A 23,711-nucleotide genomic window follows, 5' to 3' on the forward strand; every position below is an offset into this window, starting at 1 on the left:
GGCAACCGGTCTTTCTTTAACAATAGGTATTCTTAAGCGTTCTTGGGTAAGATTCTGAGAGCTCTATCGCCTATAAAGGATCGTGATTCAATTTTCTTACTTTACTATTCATTTCCTCATTGAGGCCTCATATTTACATATCACCCCATAAGTATAATTGTATATGCTTATTTTACAAGCAGTTGCAGATATATCGATAACTTTAGAGTAGATTTCTCTTGACAGATTTAATCAATATTATTTTATCGATTCATAAATACTGAATACTGCCTCGTTTCAGTCATAACTGCTAGGCAGAAAAGGAAATAATATGGATGCTATACCGCTGTTAACTCTTAAACGGCTCCCGAAATATCTGGAGGCCCTTTACCGTTTTAAGCGTGCCGGATTAAGAATGGTTTCTGCTACCAAAATCGCAGTTTTTGCCGATGTTCACATGACTCAGGTACGCAAAGATTTATCTTATACGGGTGTGGTAGGAACTCCAAAAATTGGGCATCATATCGATGGTTTAATCAAAGCGATTGAAGAATGCTTAAACTGGAATGACGTATCCTCTTGTTTCTTAGTTGGTGTAGGGCATTTAGGCAAGGCTTTGATGGGCTATCAGGAATTACAGAAGAAAGGTTTACGCATTATTGCCGCTTTCGATTCTGATCCGGATTTAGCCGGAACGTACTATCAGGGAATTCCAATTCATTCGATGCAGAAATTTAGTAATCTGCTTTCCCGTTTGCATATACATATTGGGGTTTTAACTGTTCCAGCGGATGCTGCACAGATGATAGCCGAGCAAATGGTGGCAAACGGAGTATTAGCAATCTGGAATTTTACTACGGTGAAGCTTGATCTCCCCCAAGAGATTATTGTAGAAAATGTGGATATGAGTGCATCTTTGGCAGTTTTATCCCGAAGAATAGCTGAACGGCTGCATATCGAAGCCAAGTAATTAGATAGCAATCAACAATCCCCAATCAATTCGAAGTTCGAGTTATTCCATAAATACATAAAAAATATAGATACAGGAGTAGAAATGAGTGCCGAATACGCAGCCGCTCACAGCTTCAACAAGGTGATCGACATTTTAGATCGTTTCGATAGAAGCGAAGCCAAGATCATCCCAATTCTTCAGGCAGTACAGGAAGAATACCGATACTTGCCTCAGGAAGTTCTTACTTTTATTGCCACTTCTCTGCGCATCTCCCCTGCCAGACTATATGGCGTAGCAACTTTTTACAGTCACTTTTCATTGGAACCAAAAGGTAAACACATCATCAAAATGTGTGATGGCACGGCTTGCCACGTCCGCGTATCCTCTGCAGTAATTGATGCAATTCGCAAGAAATTGAATCTTCGTGAGAAACAAATCACTACAGACGACATGATGTTTACCTTTGAAACAGTATCCTGCTTAGGGGCATGTGGATTGGCGCCGGTTCTGGTTGTGGATGACAAGGTTTACGGTCAGATCACTCCGGAACAGGCATTAAAAATAATCGGCAGCATCGAAGATAAGGAGAAGGAAAATGCCTAAGCTCGAAGAAATACGTGATGCTTATAACGAAGCACGCGCATTGTGTGACAAACGCATTATTGTATGTGCAGGAACAGGTTGCATCGCTAATGGTTCTTTGAAGGTTTTTGAAGCTCTTAAAAATGCGATTGCCTTAAGTGGCTTAGAAGTAACTGTTTCCTTAAAATCTCATGACCCCAAAGAACATAAACATCATGATGTGTATATGATTGGCAGCGGATGCCAGGGTTTCTGCCAGGTTGGTCCTCTGGTAACGATCGAACCGGCTGGAATTATGTATGGTCACGTGAAGCCAGAAGATGCAGCGGAAATAGTTGCCAAATCCATAGTAAACCACGAAGTTATAGAACGCCTTCTGTATCATGATCCCGTATCGGGAACAGCTTACAAAGGTACTGATGATATACCGTTTTATACCAAACAACTGCGCACTGGGCTAAAAGATTGCGGCAAATTAGACCCCTCCAATATCGCAGAATACATTGCTCACGGCGGATACTTTTCAGCCCGCGACACCTATACAAAATTCGATGCCGAAGAATTATGCAAACTATATCAGGAAAGTGGTCTGCGCGGACGTGGTGGCGGTGGATTTCTAACCGGTTTGAAATGGGATTTTGCCCGTAAAGAGCATAATGAAAAAAAATACGTAATCTGTAACGGAGACGAAGGAGATCCTGGTGCCTTTATGGATCGTTCTATATTGGAGGGCAATCCCCATAGTGTAATCGAAGGTATGTTAATTGCCGCAAAAGCGATTGGTGCCAATGAAGGTTATGTATATGTTCGGATGGAATATCCTTTAGCCTGTTCCAGAATTAGGGAGGCAATTCAAAAAGCAACCGAATATGGAATTTTGGGGAATACTGTTTTTGGTACTGAGGCGAGCTTTCACATCAACGTGATGGAAGGTGCCGGAGCATTTGTTTGTGGCGAAGAAACTGCCCTATTGGCCTCAATTGAAGGTAAGCGCGGCATGCCTACTCCCAAACCTCCATTCCCGGCACAGAAAGGACTATTTGGCAAACCAACAGTGATCAACAACGTTGAAACCTTAGCTTTAGTGCCGATTGTTTTGCAACAAGGACCGAAAAAATACCGTGAAGTGGGAACCGCCAACTCACCCGGAACTAAAACCTTTGCACTAACCGGTCACGTAGCAAACACGGGATTGATTGAAGTACCATTCGGCACCACCATCCGCGAGATTGTTTTCGAAATTGGCGGCGGAGTGTTAGATAAAGATGGCAAAATCAACAACGATGCCTTCAAGGCAGTTCAGATCGGTGGACCCAGTGGAGGTTGCCTCACTCGTGAACACTTGGATCTTCCCATAGATTTTGACTCCTTGGGTTCCATCGGAGCTATGGTAGGTTCGGGAGGTATGGTTGTGATGAACAATAGTACTTGCATGGTGGAGACTGCTCGATATTTCATGACTTTCACCCAACACGAATCATGCGGAAAGTGTGTGCCTTGCCGAGAGGGTACTCGTCAAATGCTGGAAATATTGGAAGACATCACACAAGGCAAGGCTGATGAAGAGAGTTTGAAACTGTTACAGGAAACTGGGGAAGCCGTGAAGCTCTCATCTTTATGTGGCTTAGGCAAATCTGCTCCCAATCCCGTACTTTCAACACTGCGCTATTTTAGAGACGAGTATGAAGCTCATGTTAAAGCCAAATACTGTCCCACGAAAACATGCAAAGCTCTCAGCCCCATTAGTATTGATCCCACTCTTTGCCGTGGTTGCACTCTTTGTAAAAGAGTTTGCCCTGTAGGAGCGATCTGTGGCGAAGTGAAAAAACCGCATGTAATTGACCCCATGGTATGCATCAAATGCGGTGCCTGTATAACTACCTGTAAATTTAAGGCCATCAGCTAATCAGGAGATATAAAATGGAAAGATATGTATATATAAATGACCGCCCTATTCTTTGGGAAGACGAAAAAAACATACTTGAACTTGCTCATAAAGCCCACATCGATATACCCACTTTTTGCTATCATAGTGAATTGAGCCTGTATGGCGCTTGCAGATTGTGCATGGTTGAAGTAGAGGGACGGGGTTTAGTAACTTCCTGCTCTACCGCTCCATCTGAGGGCATGAGGATTAAAACACATACCGAGCAGATTCTTAAACTGCGTAAAATAATTGTAGAAATGCTTTTGGCCAATCATGATCAGGAATGCCCAAAATGCTCACGTGCTAACGATTGTAAGCTTAGAGATCTTTCAAACAAGCTCAGCATCGATAAGGTGCGTTTCCGCAAAACTAGACAAGCCAAACCCATGGATCTGGGTAGTGAATGCCTAGTAAGAGACCCCAGTAAGTGCGTCCTTTGCGGAGATTGTGTGAGATACTGCAGCGAGATACAAGGCATTGGTGCGATCGATTTTGCCTCTCGTGGACAGAATGTGAATGTAGCAGCGGCATATGGAAAGAGTTTGGCTCAGGTAGATTGTATTAACTGCGGGCAGTGTGCGGCAGTATGCCCAACCGGGGCAATAGTAGTAAGAAGCCATATTCCACAAACTTGGAAAGCAATTCACGATCCCTCAAAAACTGTTGTTGCTCAAATAGCACCTGCAGTTCGCGTTGCCTTGGGCGAAATGTTCAACCTTCCTGCCAATGACAACACTACCGGTAAAATGGTTGCCGCACTACGGATGATCGGTTTTGATCAAGTATACGATACCGCTTTTGCTGCAGACCTCACAGTTGTGGAAGAAGCAAATGAGTTTATAACTCGCAAATCCAAAGGGGAAAAACTGCCAATTTTCACTTCCTGCTGTCCAGCATGGGTAAAATATGCCGAACAAAGCTACCCGCAGTTATTGGGCAACCTTTCCAGCTGTCGTTCTCCGCAACAGATGTTTGGCTCCATTGCTAAAGAGCGTTTGCCCGAGCTACTGAAAGTAGATAAGAAAGACTTGGTGGTAGTTTCCATTATGCCGTGCACTGCTAAGAAGTATGAATGCAAACGTCCGGAATTTATTCATGACGGTATTGCCGATGTGGACATTGCCATTACTACTCAGGAATTGGGCAGAATGATCAAAGAAGCTGGAATCAATTTTGACGCTTTGGAACCAGAATCTATGGATCTGCCTATGGGTTTTGCTACCGGCGCAGGAATGATCTTTGGCAATAGCGGTGGAGTTTCTGAAGCTGTTCTTCGTTATGCTGCCGATAAATTCCAAATCCCGGTGCCGGAAACCATCGTTCTTCAAGAGGTTCGTGGAGAATCCGGATTACGTGAAGCTTCTCTAGCAGATGGCAATCTGAAAATGGCAGTCGTTCACGGTATCAAGAACGCACAAGAGCTTTGTGAAAAAATTCTGGCAGGTGAGGCTAACTATGATATCGTGGAAGTAATGGCCTGCCCCGGAGGCTGTATAGGCGGTGCGGGTCAACCAATTGTGATAGATCACAATAAACGCAAAAAACGTACTACATCTCTTTATCACGCAGACAAAACTATGCCCATGCATCGTGCACAAGATAATCCTTTTATTGGCGAGCTCTATAATACCCTTTTGAAGAAGCCCAACAGTCACACAGCGCATGAATTGCTACATACTGCCTTTCAACACCGTAAACGAATTGATGATGATGAACTGTCCTTCTCAGGAGCTGGTAGCGAAGACCGATGCAAGATCAGAGTATGCGTTGGTACATCCTGTTATCTTCGCGGTTCTCAGGACATCCTTGCCAAAACTTTACAAATGGTAGAAAAAAACGCTTGGGCTGCCCATTTCGATATCGCGGCAACATTCTGTAGCGAGAAATGCGATAAAGGTCCAAATGTCATTATCGGTGACCAAGTGATACACAAAGCCACATTGGAACAGGTTAAGGACCTCATTACTAAAGAAGCGGAAAAGAGACTAAAATGAAAAGGATCCTGATCTGTATGGGAAGCTCGTGTTTTGCCCGTGAAAACAGGGATAACCTACGCGTGATCGAGGAATTTCTGAAAAACCACGGGATCAGTGATAGCGTGCATATCGAAGGCTCGCTCTGCATGGGACAATGCCATCGGGGACCAAACATAACCATCAATGGTAATGCATATCATGAGGTGCGAGGTGAAGAATTACCGGAAATACTAAAAAAAGAACTGATTGAATTATGAATAATCCGATTTACACCGAAAAAACACAGTGTCAGGATTGCTACAAATGCGTTCGTGCTTGTCCGGTTAAAGCCATTAGAGTAGTAGACGGCAGTGCTCAGGTAATGCCTGAAGCCTGCATTCTATGCGGTCGTTGCACAGAAGTCTGTCCAGTAGGAGCCAAAAAGATCAGAGACGACCTAGGTCTAGCAATGCAATTACTGGACGACAAGAAGCAAGTGTATGTATCTCTGGCTCCCAGTTTTAGAACAGAGTTTAACGGAATGAATGAAGCAAAACTGATTGGAGCTATACGTGGTCTTGGTTTTACCGGCGTATCGGAAACAGCATTGGGAGCGCAGGTGGTTTCATCTGCCTGCGCTCAATTACTGCGTGAAGGCAATAGTCAACTGATGATTTCTTCAGCTTGTCCCAGCGTAATTCACCTCATCGAACAATACTATCCCCATCTGGTGCCTTATGTAACTCCAGTTGCTTCACCTTTGCAGGCTCATTGTAAGCTTCTAAGAAAGGAATTTGGTCAAGACATCGGAATCGTGTTCATAGGCCCTTGTATTGCCAAAAAGAACGAAAGCACAGACAGTTTTGACGTCGCACTCACTTTTGCGGATTTGAGACGATGGTTTAATTTGAACGTTATTGACTGGGACAAGGTTTCTCTCGATGATAGTTTTGTTCCCAAAGCTGCCGAAGAAGGCGGATTGTATCCCATCGATAGCGGCATGAGTGAGGGCATCAAATACTATGGTGCGCCGAAAGACACCTTATTTATGAGCTTCTCCGGAATCGAGCAGATAATGGAGGCTTTTGACGAAATCGATATCAGGAGTTTTGATCATCCGGTGTTTGTAGAAACCTTAGCCTGTGTCGGCGGTTGCGTAAACGGTCCCGGAGTAAGCATAAGAGGTTCAATTGCCCAAAAACGTTATAAGGTGCAGACCCTCACACCTCCCGCTCCTCTCAAGCGAGAAATAAAGCCTCTAAATATAGTGAAAGACTTTCACGAAAGAGGAATTAAAAAAGGTATCCACAGCAAGCAGGAAATAGCAGCTGCCTTACTCAGAATTGGTAAGAAGCGCTTGGAGGATGAACTGAATTGCGGTGGTTGCGGATATGATACCTGTAAGGAATTTGCCTGCGCATTGATAGAAGAAAAAGCTGAGCCGGCAATGTGCGTATCCTACTTGCGCAAACTGGCGCAGAATAAAGCAGCCGCCTTGATAAAAGCCATGCCATCGGGAGTAGTGATAGTTGATGAGAACCTAAAGATCATCGAAAGCAACGATCGCTTTATCCAAATAATCGGAGGAGATGCCAGCATTGTTTCAGAAGCCGATCCAGATCTTGAAGGGGCTTATTTGGAAAGATTGATCGACTTTCACGATCTTTTTGCTAAAGCTCTTAAAGAGGGTACGGAAGTGAGGGTTACCGATATTCGCAAAGACACTCGCATCTTACGGTTAACCTTGTTTTCCATCCAGAAGCATCTCGTTTTGGGAGGCATCCTACAGGATATTACAGAGCCTGTTATTCAAAGAGAGCAGATAATTGAAAAAGCAAATGAAGTAATGCGAAAGAATCTAACAACTGTTCAGAAGATTGCCTTTCTATTAGGCGAGAACGCAGCCGATAGTGAAGTTTTACTCTCATCAATAATCCAAAGTTTTACCAATAAGGATTCCTAACGTGGACTCATACTTTTTGGAAGTTGATCATGCCCAAATCTGCAAACACGGATTTCTTTCCTGTGGGGATACTTTCTACAGCATTAAGAACGAAAATGGTATCATTTGTATTTTAGCGGATGGCTTAGGAAGCGGCATTAAAGCAAGCGTTCTTTCAACCCTCACAACTACAATGGCTGCTGGTTTTGTTTCCTCTAAGATGGATATTAAACGAGCAGCCGAGATAATCTTGGAAACTTTGCCTGTATGCTCATATCGAAAGATTGGGTATAGCACCTTTACGATTATTGAAGCCAACAACCGAGGCGATCTGCGTGTTATCGAACACGATAATCCCCCATATGCACTAATGAGAAACGGCAAATGCACAAAGGTCGAGAAACAAGAAATACCCATTAAAACATTCCGTAAAAGCAATCTATATTACTCGGAACTGCATCTGCAACCAGGAGACCGAGTTGTTTATTATTCTGATGGTGTAACTCAATCTGGAATGGGCTTAACTCATCTTCCTTTGGGTTGGATGGAAAGTGGAGTAGAAGATTATATAGAGAATCTTTTAACGGAAAACCCCGCTATGTCTGCCAGTGAAATTTCACACAGAGTCGCCTACAAAGCCAAAGAATACGATGGCAACAAAGCTGCTGACGACATTAGTTGTGCTGCATTGTATTTGCGAAATCCCAGACGTACAATGCTGGTTACAGGTCCTCCCTACAAAAGAGAACATGACAGCACACTCGCTGAAATCATTAGTCGTTTCGAGGGCAGAAAACTGGTTTGTGGAGGAACTACCGCAGAGATTCTTTCGCGGGAACTAAATATTGCCCTAAAAGTGAACTTGAAAGAGATAAAAAGCAATTCAGAAATACCCCCTAGCGCTCAAATGGATGGCTTTGATTTGGTGTCCGAAGGTACCATCACTCTATCACGATGCCTACGTGTATTGCAGGATGGAATAAGTCCAGACAAAGTACCCGATAGCGCAGTAAAGCGTTTAGTTGCAATGTTATTAGACAGCGATATTATTGAATGTGTGGTAGGCACAAAGATCAATGATGCTCATCAAGATCCTGCGTTACCTAAAGATCTTGAAATCCGTAGGAACCTAATGAAACAATTGTGTAAGGCTCTCGAACAGAAATATATGAAATCTACTAAAACCATATACATCTAAATTGCTTCTACTACATGAGACCCCAATAAAATGCTAATCTCCAAATATTATCTGAATCTCCTTTTGGGCGTTCTTCACAGAATCTGAAGCATGAGCGCCATTATTTGTTACTCCCTCTCCATAGAGTGCACGAATCGTGCCTGGCTTACGTTTTTCGGGCATTACATCTCCCATGATCTCTCTAAGTTCTGCAATTGCATTTTCCTTCTCTAATAAGAGGGCAATCGTATTCCCTGAGCACATAAAACTTTCCAAGCGCTGATAGAATTCTTTGCCTAAATGATCCGCATAGAACCGCCGAGATAATTCTGGATTAAAAGTAATAATCTTAATATTTATGATGCGGAATTTGTGTCTTTCTATGATGCTGACAATATCACCAATATGACCATTGGCAACGGCATTTGGTTTTATTAAAAAGAGACTGCGCTCGGTCATCTCTTAACGTAGATTGTTTCAATATAGTCCAAAGCAGCAACTTTGATGGCTATATCGCGCCCCAAAACTTGGCTCATTTTAATTTTGTGCAATAGTATCTCAGTCCAGATTTCATATATTTCACCAGTTTTGAACTCTTGCCCGGTATACAGCTTTAGCATATCCTGATAGAATTCATCTCGGTCCGAGTCTACTCTGGCAATTACCAATTTTTGAGTGTCAGAACAAAGGTCATACTCTTTGTATCGGATATCTATTACGGCATATCCCAGTTTAAGAAGATTTTCAAAATTGATCTGTAGTTCTACGTTATTCAGCATCTTGCTAACTCCCGGTATTAATTTTCTCGACAGAATAATATCTGCCATTTTATTGGTATCCATACTGAGATCCTTCTACATTACGTCAAGAAGAATTTCCGAATCTCAAATTCTGGGGGAAAAATGTCTTTGTTCAATCTGGTTACAGATTACAACCCTGCCGGAGATCAACCTCAAGCCATAAATGAATTGGTTGATGGAGTAAAAAGCAATAAACGCTTCCAAGTGCTTTTGGGAGTTACTGGAAGCGGCAAAACTTTTACCATCGCTAATGTAATTGCAAAGCTCAACCGTCCTGCATTAGTGCTTTCTCACAACAAAACATTGGCTGCTCAGTTGTATGGGGAATTAAAGCAACTTTTCCCAGAAAATGCGGTTGAATATTTCATCTCATATTACGACTATTATCAACCCGAAGCTTACATACCCGGAAAAGATATTTATATTGAAAAAGATTCGGATATAAATTCTGAAATCGAAAAACTGCGTCTGCGCGCTACGATGAGCCTTATGGAGCGACGTGACGTGATAATAGTAGCATCCGTATCTTGTATATATGGGTTGGGGGTTCCAGAAGAATATCGCGAGGCTCTTGTTAGGCTTCATATTGGCATGAAAATGGAGCGGGATGAATTGCTAAAAAAGCTTATTAATGCCCACTATTCTCGAAACGATATTGCTTTCGAACGTGGTGCATTTAGGGTTCGTGGCGACACTGTGGATATCTATCCCGCCTATGTGGAACACTGTTTACGGGTAGAATTCTTTGGTGATGAAATTGTAAACTTAGAGAAATTACATCCCATTTCGTACCAAAGCCTTGGAGCCGTAGATGAGTATCCCGTGTATCCGGCAATTCATTTTATCATGAATGAAGATAAACTTGCCGCAGCTGTTCATAGCATCGAAGCAGAAATGAATGAAAGGGTAAAGTTTTATTTGGATAATCAGCGTTATGTAGAAGCAGATCGGCTTAAGCAGCGCACTATGTTTGATATTGAGATGTTGCGGGAACTTGGCTATTGCAGTGGAATTGAAAACTACAGTCGCCATCTCACAGGATCGGCACCCGGTGAACCGCCTAATTGTCTACTCGATTACTTCCCCGATGATTTTCTTTTTGTTATAGACGAATCTCATGTAACCATCCCCCAAGTTCATGGTATGTATGGCGGCGATTTCACCCGCAAAAAGAATCTTGTGGAATATGGATTCAGATTACCCTCTGCCTTCGATAACCGCCCTCTCAAGTTTGAAGAATTCACCCGATACCTTCAAAGCGTTATCTTTGTTTCAGCTACTCCTGCAGATTATGAACTCGAACAAACCGGCGGAGTAATTGTTGAGCAAGTAATTCGACCCACTGGGCTCATGGATCCAGAGATTGAAATAAAACCAATCAAACATCAGGTAGATGATCTCATTGCCCAAGCCAAAGAACGCATCCGAAAAGGTCATAAAATTCTGGTAATGACACTTACCAAAAGAATGGCCGAAGACCTCAGCACATACTTGAACAAGGCTGGAATTACCAGCAAATACTTGCATAGCGATATCGACAGCATTGGAAGAGCAAAGATTATTCGCGAATTACGACTTGGTGAATATAATGTTTTGGTGGGGGTCAACCTTTTGCGAGAGGGATTGGATTTGCCTGAGGTTTCGCTGGTTGCAATATTGGATGCCGATAAAACCGGATTCCTTCGCTCTGCACGTTCACTTATCCAAATTTCCGGAAGAGCGGCAAGAAACGTAGAGGGAAAAGTGATATTCTACGCCGATGTTGTTACTGATGCCATGCAACACACTATTAATGAAACCAACCGAAGACGTGCTAAACAGTTGGCATATAATGAAGAACATGGCATTACTCCCAAAACCATTATGAAGACAATTGAACAAATCATGCAATCTACGGCTATTGCAGAAGGTTATGAGAAAAAAGAGGAAGAGACCCAAAATAAAGCTCCTAAAGATGATTTCCAAGATTACTTAGATCTGGATTCGGTAAACAAGGTTATCGATTTACTAAAAAGAGAAATGCAAAAAGCCGCTGCGAACCTCGATTTTGAGCGTGCAGCAGAATTGAGAGACCGTATTTGGGAAATGCAGAATTATCAAGCTGATACATAATAATGAATACTAGCCTGGCTTAAGATTTAGTTTACGCCCAGTATTTTTTTCCATTCCCTCCTGTGGATAATAATCAACAAACCCATAGTGTATTGTGCAACCGCCAAATAGTATGCTAACAGATTGTATTTTAAAGATATGCAACTTAAGTCTATTCTAGTACACGAGAAGAATTCTATTAATTTATTGTTGAGGCAAATCATTACGTTCTCATAATATTTATTGACAATCAGACAGAGAGTCTGAATTTTGTTTATAGTTGTCGGCAATAGTATTGGCGTATCTGCTTGCCTTACACGCCAATTAGTGTTTTTTGTATCTTAGATCGTAAGTATCGATCAAGCATTAAAGAGGAGGAAAAATGAAAAGAGTATTGATTATTTTTTGTATCTTGATCGCTGTTTTGTTTTCAGTATCTTGTAAGAAGAATTCTGATGATCCAGAAACAGCAGAAACGATGCTGTCGGATAACGCCAGGGCCTTTAATGATCTTCAACAACAAAGGATTACTGAAGTTTCAGATAATTCTGTTCAAATGCAAGCGGAGACTACTGAGCCAGAATTTGCAGTTGGAGATATTGTTGCTTCGTCACCAATTGACTTGGCTCCAAATGGCTTTCTTAGAAAAATAACAAATATTGAACAGGATGGGGATATTGTTGTTCTTACCACTGAACCAGCGTGTATTGAAGATGCTTTTGAACAAGCAGATATTCACCTAGAGCAAGCATTACGAACTTCCGATGTAAAAAAGATTGATTACTTAACAGAGGGAGTAGTTTTTTCACCAAAATCAAAAGATCCCCTAAGTCACGATTATACTCTCAATTATGTTAATGATAATCTGGCACCGGGAACAACCGTTAGTATAACTGGTAACTTGAATCTCAATATGGGTTACGATCTACAAATTCGAACAAGACTTGGTCAAGGGCTTACCTATTTAAAGGGCGGGGGTCATATTGGAGAACAATCATCGTTAAATCTGGATATCACTTCCACAATATTCAGCATTACAAGATCAATCGATTTAGCAAGCGTGGAGTTTCAACCCATAGTATTCTTTGTAAGTGGATTTCCGATAGTTGTAGTGCCTCGAGTTAAGATAGTTTTAAACATTGATGCTGAGGGTAGCACAAATATAGATTCTGAAGTGTCTGTATCGGCAGTAGCAACAGCGGGGGTAATATATGAGGATGGTAATTGGTCAACATACCAAAATCGAGAACTCGGTTTTGAATACCAAGAACCTACCCTACATGGAAATGCCGCTGCATCGATAGCCACAGGTCCAAGACTTGAACTAAATCTTTATGGAGTTGCCGGTCCTTTTGTAACAGGACTGGGAATTTTGGATCTTCAGGCAGATACCGATCAATCCCCTTGGTGGGTTCTAAGAGGTGGATTTAGAGCAGATGTAGGAGTAAACATGTCTGCTATAGGTTATCAACAAGATTATAGCTACCCCGGGCTTATTGAATACAGTCAGTTGCTTGCCGAATCAGATGGAGCTATAACAGGTACTTTATCGGGATCTGTTCACAACGCAGATACTGGTAATCCCCTTAGTGATGTATCGGTAAACCTGTATAAACAGGGAGAACTGAATTACTCAGCCTCAACTGATGCCAATGGTAGGTTTAGTCTTGAAGCAGCTGCCGGTGTATATACAGTGATATTTAGCAAAGAAGGCTTTTTAAATGCCGAACAATACGATGTTTCCGTATCAGGATTTGTTAACAACACCTTGCAAGCTATATTGCAAATAGATGAAACATTCCAAGGAACTGGAAGCATCAGCGGTTACATAAGGAATGCGATGACTAACTATGGAATTTCTCAAGTAACCCTCCAAATTCGAGAAGGCATTAACAACCTTACTGGTGAGATAATTGCCACAGTTCATACCGATATTAATGGATACTATCTCTTTAATGATATTGAAGCTGGTAACTACACCATTAGTTGCAGTCATGTAGATTTTGTTGAAACGAGTTTTTCGGTTATATGCCTTGGTGGTGTCAATTCGGATAATCAAAGCACTGTGATGTCACCCCTTATGAATGAAGACGAGATTCGAATTATTCTTACATGGGGAAGCTCTCCTAGAGATTTGGATTCACATCTCACTGGACCTATCCCAGAATCTGAACAACGATTCCATATATATTATGCAAACAAGAACTTCTACTACGATGATACACTTTATGCTAACCTTGATATTGACGATGTTTCATCCTATGGTCCTGAAACTACAACCATATATGTTCCAAGTCAAGGACTTTATCGTTTCAGCGTATATGATTATTCAAATGGTGGATACTCAAATAGCAGCGCTCTTTCCAATTCATCCGCTCAAGTAAGTGTGTGGAAAGGTAATAATAATATTCAAACTTACCATGTGCCAACAGGCGAAATTGGCACAGTATGGACAGTATTCGAGTTATCAGGTAATCAAATAATCGGCATCAATACTATCTCTAATGATACTTCATATAAGAACGAAGAACTAAACTGGCAACAGTTGCCTCAGAAATAAAGAGAAGTAATCTTGTTAGGGGTGATAATTCATAACATCACCCCTTAATTATTTCTAAACTAGAATAATGCAAAAAGCCGCTGCCAACCTCGATTTCCAGCCCGTAGCGCTATGCTCGCTATATGCTACACCTAAGTAATAAAATGGCTTAGGGCTACTGTCTTCCCGTATTTACAGGTGTATATCTGGGTGAAACTTGGGTAATTATAACTGGATGCAGTGAGGAGGCAACATTCAATCATGACTTCCTGAAATAACATGATAGTCATTAAAAAAAGCTTATTTCAATGCAATACTATATTGGACTCTTCAGATTAGTTTACGATAACAATTTTAAGGGCTTTGCCGGGTAAGTCCTTGATCTTTACAAAATAGATTCCGCTATTCAGATTTAGCGATAACTGCAAGTTGTTTGCTCCTTGCTTAAGATTGCTGTACAATATGTCTTGCATTTTTTGCCCGCGTAGATTATACAGTTCCACCGTTACCTTATTCAAGTTCTTATCACTAAAAAGTTCAATTGTGCCATCACTCCGCAATGGATTAGGATACACTCCATTAATCTTGACGGGTATTGGAACAGTGGTTGCATCCTCATTGGATACTCCATTAGCACTAATGCTCACATAGCTCACCGAATGCGCAGTAAGTGCAACTCGCACATAGCACACATTATGATCACCCGAGCGGTCTACCTGTTCTAAAACTCCTCCATTTACGTTATAACCACCATTGGAAGAGGGCATATTAAACTTAACTAGGGCATTGTTGAAAGCCATGGGATGATTGTTTGTAACTATGGCCATCACGCTATCTGCCAAGGCATAGTTTGCTGGCAAATAGCTTATACTTAAGCTGGATCCGTTGGAACCGGCGGAGATTGTTTCTTTTGGGTTTAAGCTATCTTCCGATACTTGCACAATACGATAGGCGCGGTTACCATCACATACGCTGCTGGTAGCAAGATTGTAAGGATATGAATCTATTGATCCGCTATTAGAATGAATGTGCCCATATAGAGACAAATCAATCCCCAAATTGATCAGCGAAAGCTGTTCTTGGAAATCGAAATGATGAAACAGCACTTTACGCTGATCCGGATGGGCAGCTAATGTGCTGTTTAACCAGTTGAGTTGTTGATCTGTAAAGCTATCTAAGCCATATATCATTTGCCGAAAACTATCATAATTGTTATATGCTTCCAAACCGATATACACGGTGTTATTGTAAGAGAAATAATAATCTTGGGTATGATAGGGCCAGCTAAGATCGGTATTATCCAGCCAAGACCAGCCAAAATACCGCCACCAGTTGCGTCTGGCGGAGCCGGAAGGAGGAGGAGTGGAATTCCAGCCGCCAATATCATGATTGCCAGAAGTTACATATACTGGCACTTCCAGTTCAGATAATACTCGCTGGGTCCATCCATACCAAAATTGGTTACTAAAATCTTCTAATTCTCCTTCGTTGAGTAGGTCTCCAGTTAATAAGACAAATTCTGGTTGAATTATATTGATATCCTTTATAACTGCCCTAAAATCCACCACTGAAGTAGAATCTGTATCATACCCTGCATTGGGATAGTAAAGCCGATTGGGTAAATGCAAATCTGTAATGTGAACAAAGTAATAGTTATCTTTCCGTGAAGGAAGAACTTGTACCGCATTGCGAGTAATATCGTGAATTCCACCAAGTGCGTTCACTTCCAAATCGTAGAGTTCAAAAACTGGTACTTGAGGAACTATTGCCTGCAACTCCCAACGATTGGGATTGGTATACCAAGAAGAGGATTGCAGAGGAAGCCTGATGCGCTTGTTGTTGTGTAATAACCATGCTTCAAACCCAGTTGTGCTTTGCGAAGCTAGGCAAGTTATAGTAAGGATTTCACCGGGAATATGAATAGCAGGAATATTTAAAATTGGTCGCTGAATAACGGTTAAAGTATCTCCCAAAGTGTTATAATTACCATTTACGGTTACACTGCCATTTACAATATGGTTAATTTGCTCGGTCCCGAAGATGGCATTACTAATATTTAGCTCCGATACTCCGGTATTATTGGTCCAAAATACAAAATCTAAAAGTTCACCTGTCCCGAATAAGGGTGAATCACTCTGGTAGCTTATATTCAATATACCCATATTATTGTTAACATTCACTATTCCAGATTGAGAAAGTGTGCCAGTTTTATTTACATCCTGATATTGCAGTATTTCGGGATCGTAGAACAAGTCGAATGAATAACCGTAATAACCAGCTTCCGGAGAGATATTATGTGCTTCGAGAGGAACTGTAATCTGATTTTCTACGGCTGTAGTAAGATTGGGCAAGAATAGTGCTAAAGTTGCATTATCCAAGATCATATCGCTAAGCGAACGAGGATTAATGGCATAGGTGGAATAGCTATAATCCACAATGCCTACTATAGAAGTATAAACCGTTCCATTCTGGATATTATCCCAACTATGATTATTGAAAAAAAAGCCATTGTCTATCTGACACGATCCACTACCATCACTAACGTAGAATTCTTGATATGCATTGGGAATTTCGGTAACATTAACGTTTTGCACTTGCACCAGAACGCTTTCCCAAAGTTCTGCGGTATTAAAGGTTGATAATGAACCTGTATTGATGATAGATACTTCAGGCAAAGGATTGTTTTGGCTGAGTACCTGAAAATTTGTAACGGAGGTTATTTCGGTAAAATCGTAATATTCTGCTACAATACCGTCCAATTGCACCAAATCTCCAAGTTCCGGTTCGTTATGTCGATCATATATAAACAATCCGCTCCAAGGACCACCTCCTGCATCAGCAATAAAATAGTTATCGCCAAAGCCCGCTCCAGTTACAATGCCTTGAACTGTTACCTCTTGATCTACATAAGGTGAAACTCCATCCGCTTCCATCGTATATTGGATATCGTAACAAGTCAAAACTGGTTGGGCAACTAAATGACCAAAGGGCAATAAAAGCAGGGCAAACAGAATATATCTTGGCATGAGGTCTCCTGATTAAGATTCATTTTGCGAATAATAGATTAAACAGCAAATGCTTTTCTAAATAACCTACTGCATCTGTCAAAACTTATTTTCTTGTATTATGCAAATCAAAGCATTCCAGAGCGTATAAATAAATGGCAGAACCTAGGTTCTGCCATTCTTTGATGTGTCAAAAAATGTTAATTCTTACTTTTTGACAGCGTCTTTCAGTTTTTTACCCGCTTTGAAAACAGGAACTTTACGTGCCGGAATCTTCAAAGGAGCTTTGGTTTTGGGATTGATACCTTTACGTGCCTTGCGATGTGCAACACTGAAGGATCCAAAACCTACCAAAGAAACCTTGCCGCCCTTTTTAAGGGTTTGAGTAATACCTTCCAGAACGGCAGCGAGGGCAAGACCGGCAACTTTCTGGGTTACGCCGGCATCGGACGCGATCTTTTTTACTAATTCATCTCTGCTCATTTTACCTCCTTTTGTAGTTTGGATAAGCGTTAGAGATATTTCAAAGTATAGAGAATGTTATCTTGGAATTTCTGTCAACATAAAAAAACCGCTTAAAGCCTTATTTATAGAGCTTTTGTCCAATACTGCGGGTTGCAATTGGCTTTAATCGCTTGTATTTCAAGTAATTAAGTGCTGTTCAAAAAAATACACTTTTATTGCTAATTTTTCTTACATCAAAGCTATAGCCTCTTTTTTAAGTTGACAAAATCCGCTCATTTAAGACTGTGTTCATAGATTAATAAATGGAGGATTTAATGCTGAATCACAGATTTCTTGCTCTTGCCGCACTGATGTTCTTGATAGTACTAAGTGCGTGCTCCTCAAATAAACAAATCGAAGTGGAGCCCGAGCCAGTCCGGAATCCACTTGCACTTGCACATCAAGCTGCTTCTATCGCCACCGAAAACTACGAAGATGGAATGTTAGAGAACGCTATTATGGAGTTTAATAATGCCATTGCGCTCTTTGAAGAAGCTGCACCCACTGCCTCAGTATCCGATTCCATTGCTCAAAACATCGAAAGCATGCAATTAAACATCGCCAAAACTCATATAGATTTGGCATTTGAAAGCATCGAAGTCAGTATGTTTAATGAAGCAATAGATCACTACGAAACAGCTCTTAACATATACAAAAACCACACTCCGGTAGGTATCAGTAAGGCTGATTTGGATAAATACATAATTGGAACATTAAACAATCTTGCCATTGTATCCAAGGACTCTCATAATTATGAGGCTGCTCTGGCATATTACAATCAGATTCTTGAGATGGAACCTGATAACGCCGAAGTATTGAATGCCAAGTTCTTCGTTTTGAAAGATGACATCAAAGATAGCGAACAGGCTTTTCAGGTTTTAGAAGATTATACCAAAGTAGCCAATGATGCTGCAGCGTATGTTATGCTTGCTGAAGGTTATGCCCAAGCAGGCGAATATAACAAGGCTGAAACTGCTTATAAAACAGCGGAGAACTTACGCCCAGGTGCCGATATGTTTACGCGTATTGCAAACTTTTACCGCGCCAACAGTGAATGGGAAAAAGCAAACATCTATCTAGAAAAACTAGCTGCAACCAGACCTGAAGCTTCTCTTTTAGCAGTAGTATATTCTCAAATTGCCGAGAATTATAACCAGTTGAAGAATAATGCTAAAATGATAGAGTATTTTGAGAAATCTTTGGAGATAAAGGCAGATCCCAGAATCGCTTTGTCGCTTGCAGCACAATATAACAGAACCAAAAACTGGAGCAAAGTAGTACAATATAGCACAATGGTACTCAGTGATCAAGCCAATAATAGCGATGCACGCATGTTGCGTGGCGTTGCTTATTATCAGCAAAAGAATTATACAGCCGCCAAAGCAGATTTAGAACGTCTTACCGCCGATCCCAAATACGGTAGTCAAGCTCAAGCTATTTTGAAGGCAATTAAATAGTTTTTAACCCCAATATCGGCGGGCGGAACGCGATTTCGTCCGCCGCTTTTTTGCCATGAAAAAACTAAAAACTGACGGCTCTATCAAAGCTGTTTACAAGTATTGTGAAGGGAAAAAGATTCTGCGTCCAATTGTGGGCGCTATTGTCCCGGCCGGATTTCCTTCACCGGCTCAAGATTACATTGAGGGCATGCTCGATATCTCTGAGCACCTTATCCGCCACCCATCCTCAACCTTTTTTATGTACGCAGATGGTTATTCTATGATTGGAGCTGGAATTCATCCCGGAGATCTGCTTATTGTGGATCGCGCTATCGAAGCTCAATCTAACAAAATTGTAATAGCCATTGTAGATAATGAGCTAACCTTAAAGAGGTTGAAGATTGAAGACGGTCAATACTGGTTGACTCCTGAAAACGATGAATTTGACCCAATACACATCACAGAAGATATGAACTTTATTGTTTGGGGAGTAGTTACGTTTGTAATACGCCAGCTTTGATGATTAAACGTAATAGTATCTTCTTAATTCTATTTACTTTTGGATTTAGCTTTCTATCTGCCCTTAGTTTTGTTGTAGAAGAAACTATAACTCTAAATCCACAGATAGATGCTTATACATTGTCTCATAAGAATATCGTATCATTATCTGAAAGTGTTTTCGGAGATTCCTTGCGCTATGCCAAAAATTTGGATTATACCATAGACTATCAAAAGGGAATTCTAAAGCTTATAAAAAAATTCCCCACAACTCAAATCCATATTAGCTATCTTATTATTCCTCCAGAGCTTACTACCAAACATACAACATACGAACGCATTGCTTTTTCAGATAGCATTCCTACATTTGGTGGGCGTACCCCTACAAATTGGATGTCCAGTAATAGCAATCTCAACATCAATGGCAGCAAAACGTTCTCTTTAAGTTTTTCTGAAACCGGCGACGCCGAATTACTCCAGTCTTTGTATGTAGATTTGAATGGACAATTAGCCAAAGATGTTTATATCAATGCTCAGCTATCCGATAGTCAGAGTAAATTGAGTCCCGAAGGTGATAGCAAAGAACTTTCCAGCTTAGATCAGGTTTTTATAAGAGTCTATGGGAAAAAATGGGAATTAGGTATGGGTGATTTGGAACTAAGCTATGAAAATAGCCGCTATTTGAACTATAACACAAAACTTGAAGGAATTGCAGCAAAATACAGCTCAGAGCATGAATTCTCAGCAGCGTTCAGTGCGGGATCTGCAAAGAAAGCTTTTATGAATTTAGATATTGTAGATGGCAAACAGGGACCGTACTATCTTAGCGCAAACGATAATCAGCGTAGTTTTATTGTTGTTGCTGGAACTGAAGAGATTTATCTGGATGGAATACGATTGGAGCGAGGAACAGATTACTATATAGACTACAGCGAGGGTTCTGTGATGTTTCGCCGTATTGTTAGCTCATTGAATTCTGTGAATGTATGGTTTCAATATTCTGATGAGAATTATAGACAATCCACTTACTACAATAGCTCTAAAATCTCTATCTCGAACAAGCTGTCTCTAAGGCATCATCTCATTCATCAAGCCGATGCGAAGAACAATCCTCTCTTATTTAGTTTTAGCGAAACAGATTTGGATAGTTTGGCAACTGCCGGTGATGCTACCGTTTATACTAATGGAGCCATTGAAACAGAACCTGGCACAGGAACATACCGGCAGGTAGAAAACGCTGATGGTAACATCTACTATGAATATGCTCCTGAAGACTCCACTGCCATCTATAATATTATGTTTAGCTTTGTGGGACAGGGAAATGGGGACTACACCGAGTACTCAATTGGGAGATACCACTATGTGGGATCAAAAATGGGAGCTTGGCTTCCCCTAAAAACTATAATAGCTCCAACTAAAAGAAGCAACATCGAACTCAGCTTACTTTACGAAGGGGATTCCATTCAAACCGGAATTGATGCTTTATACAGCAACAACGATGCCAATACTCATTCTTCGAAAGACGACAACGACAACTCTGCTGGAATTGTTTCCCTTTGGATGGCATTCAACCATCCAGATAATCCTTTTAAGGCAAAGATTGATACTGCATACAGGCTTTCGAATACATATAGATTTAGTAACGATGGAGCGCCCGAGCATGATTTTGCTGTTCTTCCCGATGTAGATTCTCTGGCCATGGCAAATGTAGATTTTTCATTGGCTTGGCAAGGTTCCTTTTTTGAACCAAAACTACTGCTGCGATATAGAGATCTAAAAGATAACTATATCCAAAAAGCCATCCGTTTTTCTTCGGATAATCCAAATTCCGGATGGATTCCTTATCTGCGCTTACATAGCACTATTTCCGAACAAAGTGGTAACGAAAACAGCCTCATGATGTATCAAAATGCCGAATTGGGCTGGCAATATGGGTTGATGGGGCTAAACTTTGCGGCTTTGTATTCTGCTCTGGAAGATGATAATCCATCATTTGGTGGTACTCGATTATTCCGCTGGCAACCATCTGTAGATCTAAAAAGTGCCCGTAGTTTTACATCCGTTACATTTAGTGAAGATACGAATAGCATCAAGCGTCAATCGTGGCAGAAGGCTAATTCGCAACAAACTTATACTCTTAAGCATAGCAGTAATTACCAAGATCATAGAGTGGATTTCGACATGAGTCATCGCATAATAAAAAACCCGTCAAGCGATAATCAGCCCAAAACAAATTATGACCTCCTGAATTTCAGATCGGGACACACTATATTAAAGGGAGCCGTGGATGTATTTAGTAACTATCAATTGAACCAAACTGAGTTTTATCCCAAAATTCGAGAATTGATCTGGGTAGGTCATGGTCAGGGAATTTATGACAGCACGGGAGTGATCGTTGACGATGGTGAATTTATCTATGAGTACGTTACATCACCTATTGGAAGATTATCTACAGATATTTCGGGGACTGCCAGTATCTACCTAAAACCTGGACAATACTTCAAGAATCCCCTCTGGCAAAAGATTCAAACCGATATCACTCTTAGTGCAAATGAGCAAGGAGAACAAGGCGGTAAATGGCAAAGCTATCTTTTTTTCCCAGATTATTCATATAATACAGATACCATTTACGGTCGCAGATCTTTTTTTCAAAACCTTTGGTTAAACCTCTATGAAGGAAAAATTCTCAGCAACATTAGTCTGGAACACAGTCGGAGCAAAGACCAACGATATCAGATTACCGAGCAAAGCTGGGATAATAAACAGCAGTTACAATTAGATTTCCGAAACTTTTGGAACCTCAATACCAGATTTGGATTAAATCACGAAAACAGCAAAGAAAGCAGATATTCCTCCGATATAGATCTGTGGCGGGGATCGGTGCTTGCCGAAAAAATCATAAACACTCAAAGCACACTCCAAATCGATAGTGGATACATTTCGGAAAAAGGAAAACAACAAGGAGCCGAAAATTCCTATCACTTACAAAACATTTATTTATCACCTTCTTTACGTAGTATCTTCCTGCAAAAATATCGCATCTCTGCCAAAGTAAACATCGCATATAACTTCCGTGAAGGCAGTGCCTATTTACTCTTCTTACCCCAAAAACGAGAAGGCTTTCTAACCGATGCCAATATTTCGATACGATACAGAATCAACGATTTCAGTTCTTTTAGTCTGGATTATCGCTTTGGCAAATATCCACAAAGTAAAAGCACCCACAATCTCAAACTTGAATTTAAGGCGGAATTGTAGAATGCCCTTTTCACTAAGTCCTTTAGATTATGTTATAGTTTTACCTTTCATATTCTTAGCTGGTTTTATCGATGCCATTGCCGGAGGGGGTGGTCTTATTTCTCTACCGGCATATTGGAGTGCTGGCATTCCACCCCATATCGCTTTGGGTACAAACAAATTCTCTTCTTGTTGGGGAACTGTTTTTTCTACAGTGAGGTACTTTCGTGCTGGTATGATAGATATTCCCGTTGCCCTTATTAGTGCTTTAATGGCACTTGCTGGGTCATGGTTAGGGGCAAGTACTGCTCTAGTTGTTTCTGCAAAGTTTCTAAACTATTTGCTGGTTGTACTAATACCATCTATTACAGTGCTCACCTTTATCCGTAAACAAATAGGCTTTCATGATACAGCACATTTACTTAAAATAGGTTATCGTCTCGTTATTGGTAGCTGTGCGGGATTTGTTATCGGTTTTTATGATGGTTTTTTTGGTCCTGGTACAGGCACTTTTCTAATCATTATATACTCTGTTCTCCTTCATTATGATTTTGTGCGTGCAAATGGAAACACCAAGGTGGTAAATTTGGCTTCAAATGTTGCCGCTTTGCTTACCTTTGCCAAAGCCGGAGTTATCTTTTTCCCCATTGCCATTCCCGGTGCAGTTTGTGGAATAGCAGGAAACCTCATCGGCTCCAAAATGGTAATCCTGAGAGGAAATAGATTTATTAAACAGGTCTTTATTCTGGCTTTGATGCTTCTTCTAGGAAGAGTTATCTACAATATCCTCACCTAAGAATTAGCATTTCTTCCCCTCTCTTACATTGAATACAGCCTACAGACCCCACATAGAATGCCCTCCGATACGTGGGAACGCCATCTACTGTCGCTGCACAATTTGCAGATTTCGTTGTCAACCATTCCACAAACCAAAATCAGGATCAAATCATTGTCACTTTTGTCACTTTGTATCAACAGTGATCAATTGTGCTTTTCTCCTCCATCAAGAGCATTAATCATGTGACTATCCACTCTTAATCATGTCTTAATAATTAAGGCTTGATTAAGAGAGGACTAAGAAATA

At 40.9% G+C, this 23,711-nt stretch carries 17 protein-coding genes; 13 read left to right on the forward strand and 4 right to left on the reverse strand.

Going from position 1 to position 23,711, the window contains the following annotated elements:
• Positions 1-310: 310 nt before the first annotated feature.
• From LHW48_01675 to LHW48_01705, 7 genes are all read left to right on the forward strand, one after another.
• On the forward strand, positions 311-949 hold the full coding sequence (locus LHW48_01675) for a redox-sensing transcriptional repressor Rex (protein MCB5259173.1): 639 nt from the start codon (positions 311-313) through the stop codon (positions 947-949).
• An 84-nt stretch (positions 950-1,033) separates the two neighbouring features.
• The gene (locus tag LHW48_01680; protein ID MCB5259174.1) at positions 1,034-1,534 is read left to right on the forward strand and encodes an NAD(P)H-dependent oxidoreductase subunit E; all 501 of its coding nucleotides are present in this window, start codon (positions 1,034-1,036) and stop codon (positions 1,532-1,534) included.
• On the forward strand, positions 1,527-3,419 hold the full coding sequence (locus LHW48_01685) for a 4Fe-4S binding protein (GenBank protein ID MCB5259175.1): 1,893 nt from the start codon (positions 1,527-1,529) through the stop codon (positions 3,417-3,419). The genes LHW48_01680 and LHW48_01685 overlap by 8 nt, the downstream gene beginning before the upstream one ends.
• Positions 3,420-3,433: 14 nt before the next feature.
• The gene (locus tag LHW48_01690) at positions 3,434-5,434 is read left to right on the forward strand and encodes a [FeFe] hydrogenase, group A (GenBank protein ID MCB5259176.1); all 2,001 of its coding nucleotides are present in this window, start codon (positions 3,434-3,436) and stop codon (positions 5,432-5,434) included.
• Positions 5,431-5,673, forward strand: coding sequence for a (2Fe-2S) ferredoxin domain-containing protein (locus LHW48_01695; protein ID MCB5259177.1), 243 nt, complete (start codon positions 5,431-5,433; stop codon positions 5,671-5,673). The genes LHW48_01690 and LHW48_01695 overlap by 4 nt, the downstream gene beginning before the upstream one ends.
• Positions 5,670-7,358 carry a 4Fe-4S binding protein gene (locus LHW48_01700; GenBank protein MCB5259178.1) on the forward strand — a complete coding sequence of 563 codons (1,689 nt, stop codon included), beginning with the start codon at positions 5,670-5,672 and terminating at the stop codon, positions 7,356-7,358. Before LHW48_01695 ends, LHW48_01700 begins: the two co-directional genes overlap by 4 nt.
• Before the next feature lies 1 nt (position 7,359).
• Complete coding sequence (locus LHW48_01705) at positions 7,360-8,535, forward strand: serine/threonine-protein phosphatase (protein ID MCB5259179.1); 1,176 nt, start codon at positions 7,360-7,362, stop codon at positions 8,533-8,535.
• A gap of 33 nt (positions 8,536-8,568) precedes the next feature.
• Here the strand turns inward: LHW48_01705 and LHW48_01710 are convergent, their stop codons facing one another.
• Both LHW48_01710 and LHW48_01715 read right to left on the reverse strand, forming a co-directional pair.
• Positions 8,569-8,973 carry a nucleoside-diphosphate kinase gene (locus tag LHW48_01710; protein ID MCB5259180.1) on the reverse strand — a complete coding sequence of 135 codons (405 nt, stop codon included), beginning with the start codon at positions 8,971-8,973 and terminating at the stop codon, positions 8,569-8,571.
• Positions 8,970-9,356, reverse strand: a complete 387-nt coding sequence (locus LHW48_01715; protein ID MCB5259181.1) for a hypothetical protein — start codon at positions 9,354-9,356, stop codon at positions 8,970-8,972. Before LHW48_01715 ends, LHW48_01710 begins: the two co-directional genes overlap by 4 nt.
• 60 nt (positions 9,357-9,416) lie before the next feature.
• Between LHW48_01715 and uvrB the strand changes: the two genes are divergently transcribed.
• Together uvrB and LHW48_01725 are read left to right on the forward strand one after the other, a co-directional pair.
• Positions 9,417-11,426, forward strand: a complete 2,010-nt coding sequence (gene uvrB, locus LHW48_01720; GenBank protein MCB5259182.1) for an excinuclease ABC subunit UvrB — start codon at positions 9,417-9,419, stop codon at positions 11,424-11,426.
• Positions 11,427-11,787: 361 nt separating this feature from the next.
• Positions 11,788-13,965, forward strand: coding sequence for a carboxypeptidase regulatory-like domain-containing protein (locus LHW48_01725; GenBank protein MCB5259183.1), 2,178 nt, complete (start codon positions 11,788-11,790; stop codon positions 13,963-13,965).
• A gap of 314 nt (positions 13,966-14,279) precedes the next feature.
• On the opposite strand, the gene LHW48_01730 is transcribed toward LHW48_01725, so the two are convergent.
• Positions 14,280-16,970, reverse strand: a complete 2,691-nt coding sequence (locus LHW48_01730) for a metallophosphoesterase (protein ID MCB5259184.1) — start codon at positions 16,968-16,970, stop codon at positions 14,280-14,282.
• A gap of 186 nt (positions 16,971-17,156) precedes the next feature.
• Positions 17,157-17,456 carry an HU family DNA-binding protein gene (locus LHW48_01735; GenBank protein ID MCB5259185.1) on the reverse strand — a complete coding sequence of 100 codons (300 nt, stop codon included), beginning with the start codon at positions 17,454-17,456 and terminating at the stop codon, positions 17,157-17,159.
• Positions 17,457-17,728: 272 nt separating this feature from the next.
• Between LHW48_01735 and LHW48_01740 the strand changes: the two genes are divergently transcribed.
• Genes LHW48_01740 through LHW48_01755 form a run of 4 tightly spaced genes read left to right on the forward strand, consistent with a single transcriptional unit; the run spans position 17,729 to position 23,423 of the window.
• Positions 17,729-18,910 carry a tetratricopeptide repeat protein gene (locus LHW48_01740; protein MCB5259186.1) on the forward strand — a complete coding sequence of 394 codons (1,182 nt, stop codon included), beginning with the start codon at positions 17,729-17,731 and terminating at the stop codon, positions 18,908-18,910.
• A 55-nt stretch (positions 18,911-18,965) separates the two neighbouring features.
• On the forward strand, positions 18,966-19,412 hold the full coding sequence (gene umuD, locus LHW48_01745) for a translesion error-prone DNA polymerase V autoproteolytic subunit (GenBank protein MCB5259187.1): 447 nt from the start codon (positions 18,966-18,968) through the stop codon (positions 19,410-19,412).
• Positions 19,412-22,648 (forward strand): hypothetical protein, encoded by a 3,237-nt coding sequence (locus LHW48_01750; GenBank protein ID MCB5259188.1) that lies wholly within the window; start codon positions 19,412-19,414, stop codon positions 22,646-22,648. The genes umuD and LHW48_01750 overlap by 1 nt, the downstream gene beginning before the upstream one ends.
• A 1-nt stretch (position 22,649) precedes the next feature.
• Positions 22,650-23,423, forward strand: a complete 774-nt coding sequence (locus tag LHW48_01755; GenBank protein ID MCB5259189.1) for a TSUP family transporter — start codon at positions 22,650-22,652, stop codon at positions 23,421-23,423.
• Positions 23,424-23,711 lie beyond the last annotated feature (288 nt).

Source organism: Candidatus Cloacimonadota bacterium (assembly GCA_020532355.1).
Taxonomy (GTDB): domain Bacteria; phylum Cloacimonadota; class Cloacimonadia; order Cloacimonadales; family Cloacimonadaceae; genus UBA5456.

Excerpts from the sequence above, each read along its gene's own strand:
- LHW48_01730 (MCB5259184.1), bottom strand. The coding sequence starts at position 16,970 with ATGCCAAGATATATTCTGTTTGCCCTGCTTTTATTGCCCTTTGGTCAT.
- LHW48_01740 (MCB5259186.1), top strand. The coding sequence starts at position 17,729 with ATGCTGAATCACAGATTTCTTGCTCTTGCCGCACTGATGTTCTTGATA.
- LHW48_01680 (MCB5259174.1), top strand. The coding sequence starts at position 1,034 with ATGAGTGCCGAATACGCAGCCGCTCACAGCTTCAACAAGGTGATCGAC.
- LHW48_01690 (MCB5259176.1), top strand. The coding sequence starts at position 3,434 with ATGGAAAGATATGTATATATAAATGACCGCCCTATTCTTTGGGAAGAC.
- LHW48_01700 (MCB5259178.1), top strand. The coding sequence starts at position 5,670 with ATGAATAATCCGATTTACACCGAAAAAACACAGTGTCAGGATTGCTAC.
- uvrB (MCB5259182.1), top strand. The coding sequence starts at position 9,417 with ATGTCTTTGTTCAATCTGGTTACAGATTACAACCCTGCCGGAGATCAA.
- LHW48_01685 (MCB5259175.1), top strand. The coding sequence starts at position 1,527 with ATGCCTAAGCTCGAAGAAATACGTGATGCTTATAACGAAGCACGCGCA.
- LHW48_01675 (MCB5259173.1), top strand. The coding sequence starts at position 311 with ATGGATGCTATACCGCTGTTAACTCTTAAACGGCTCCCGAAATATCTG.
- LHW48_01710 (MCB5259180.1), bottom strand. The coding sequence starts at position 8,973 with ATGACCGAGCGCAGTCTCTTTTTAATAAAACCAAATGCCGTTGCCAAT.
- umuD (MCB5259187.1), top strand. The coding sequence starts at position 18,966 with ATGAAAAAACTAAAAACTGACGGCTCTATCAAAGCTGTTTACAAGTAT.
- LHW48_01750 (MCB5259188.1), top strand. The coding sequence starts at position 19,412 with ATGATTAAACGTAATAGTATCTTCTTAATTCTATTTACTTTTGGATTT.
- LHW48_01755 (MCB5259189.1), top strand. The coding sequence starts at position 22,650 with ATGCCCTTTTCACTAAGTCCTTTAGATTATGTTATAGTTTTACCTTTC.
- LHW48_01695 (MCB5259177.1), top strand. The coding sequence starts at position 5,431 with ATGAAAAGGATCCTGATCTGTATGGGAAGCTCGTGTTTTGCCCGTGAA.
- LHW48_01715 (MCB5259181.1), bottom strand. The coding sequence starts at position 9,356 with ATGGATACCAATAAAATGGCAGATATTATTCTGTCGAGAAAATTAATA.
- LHW48_01725 (MCB5259183.1), top strand. The coding sequence starts at position 11,788 with ATGAAAAGAGTATTGATTATTTTTTGTATCTTGATCGCTGTTTTGTTT.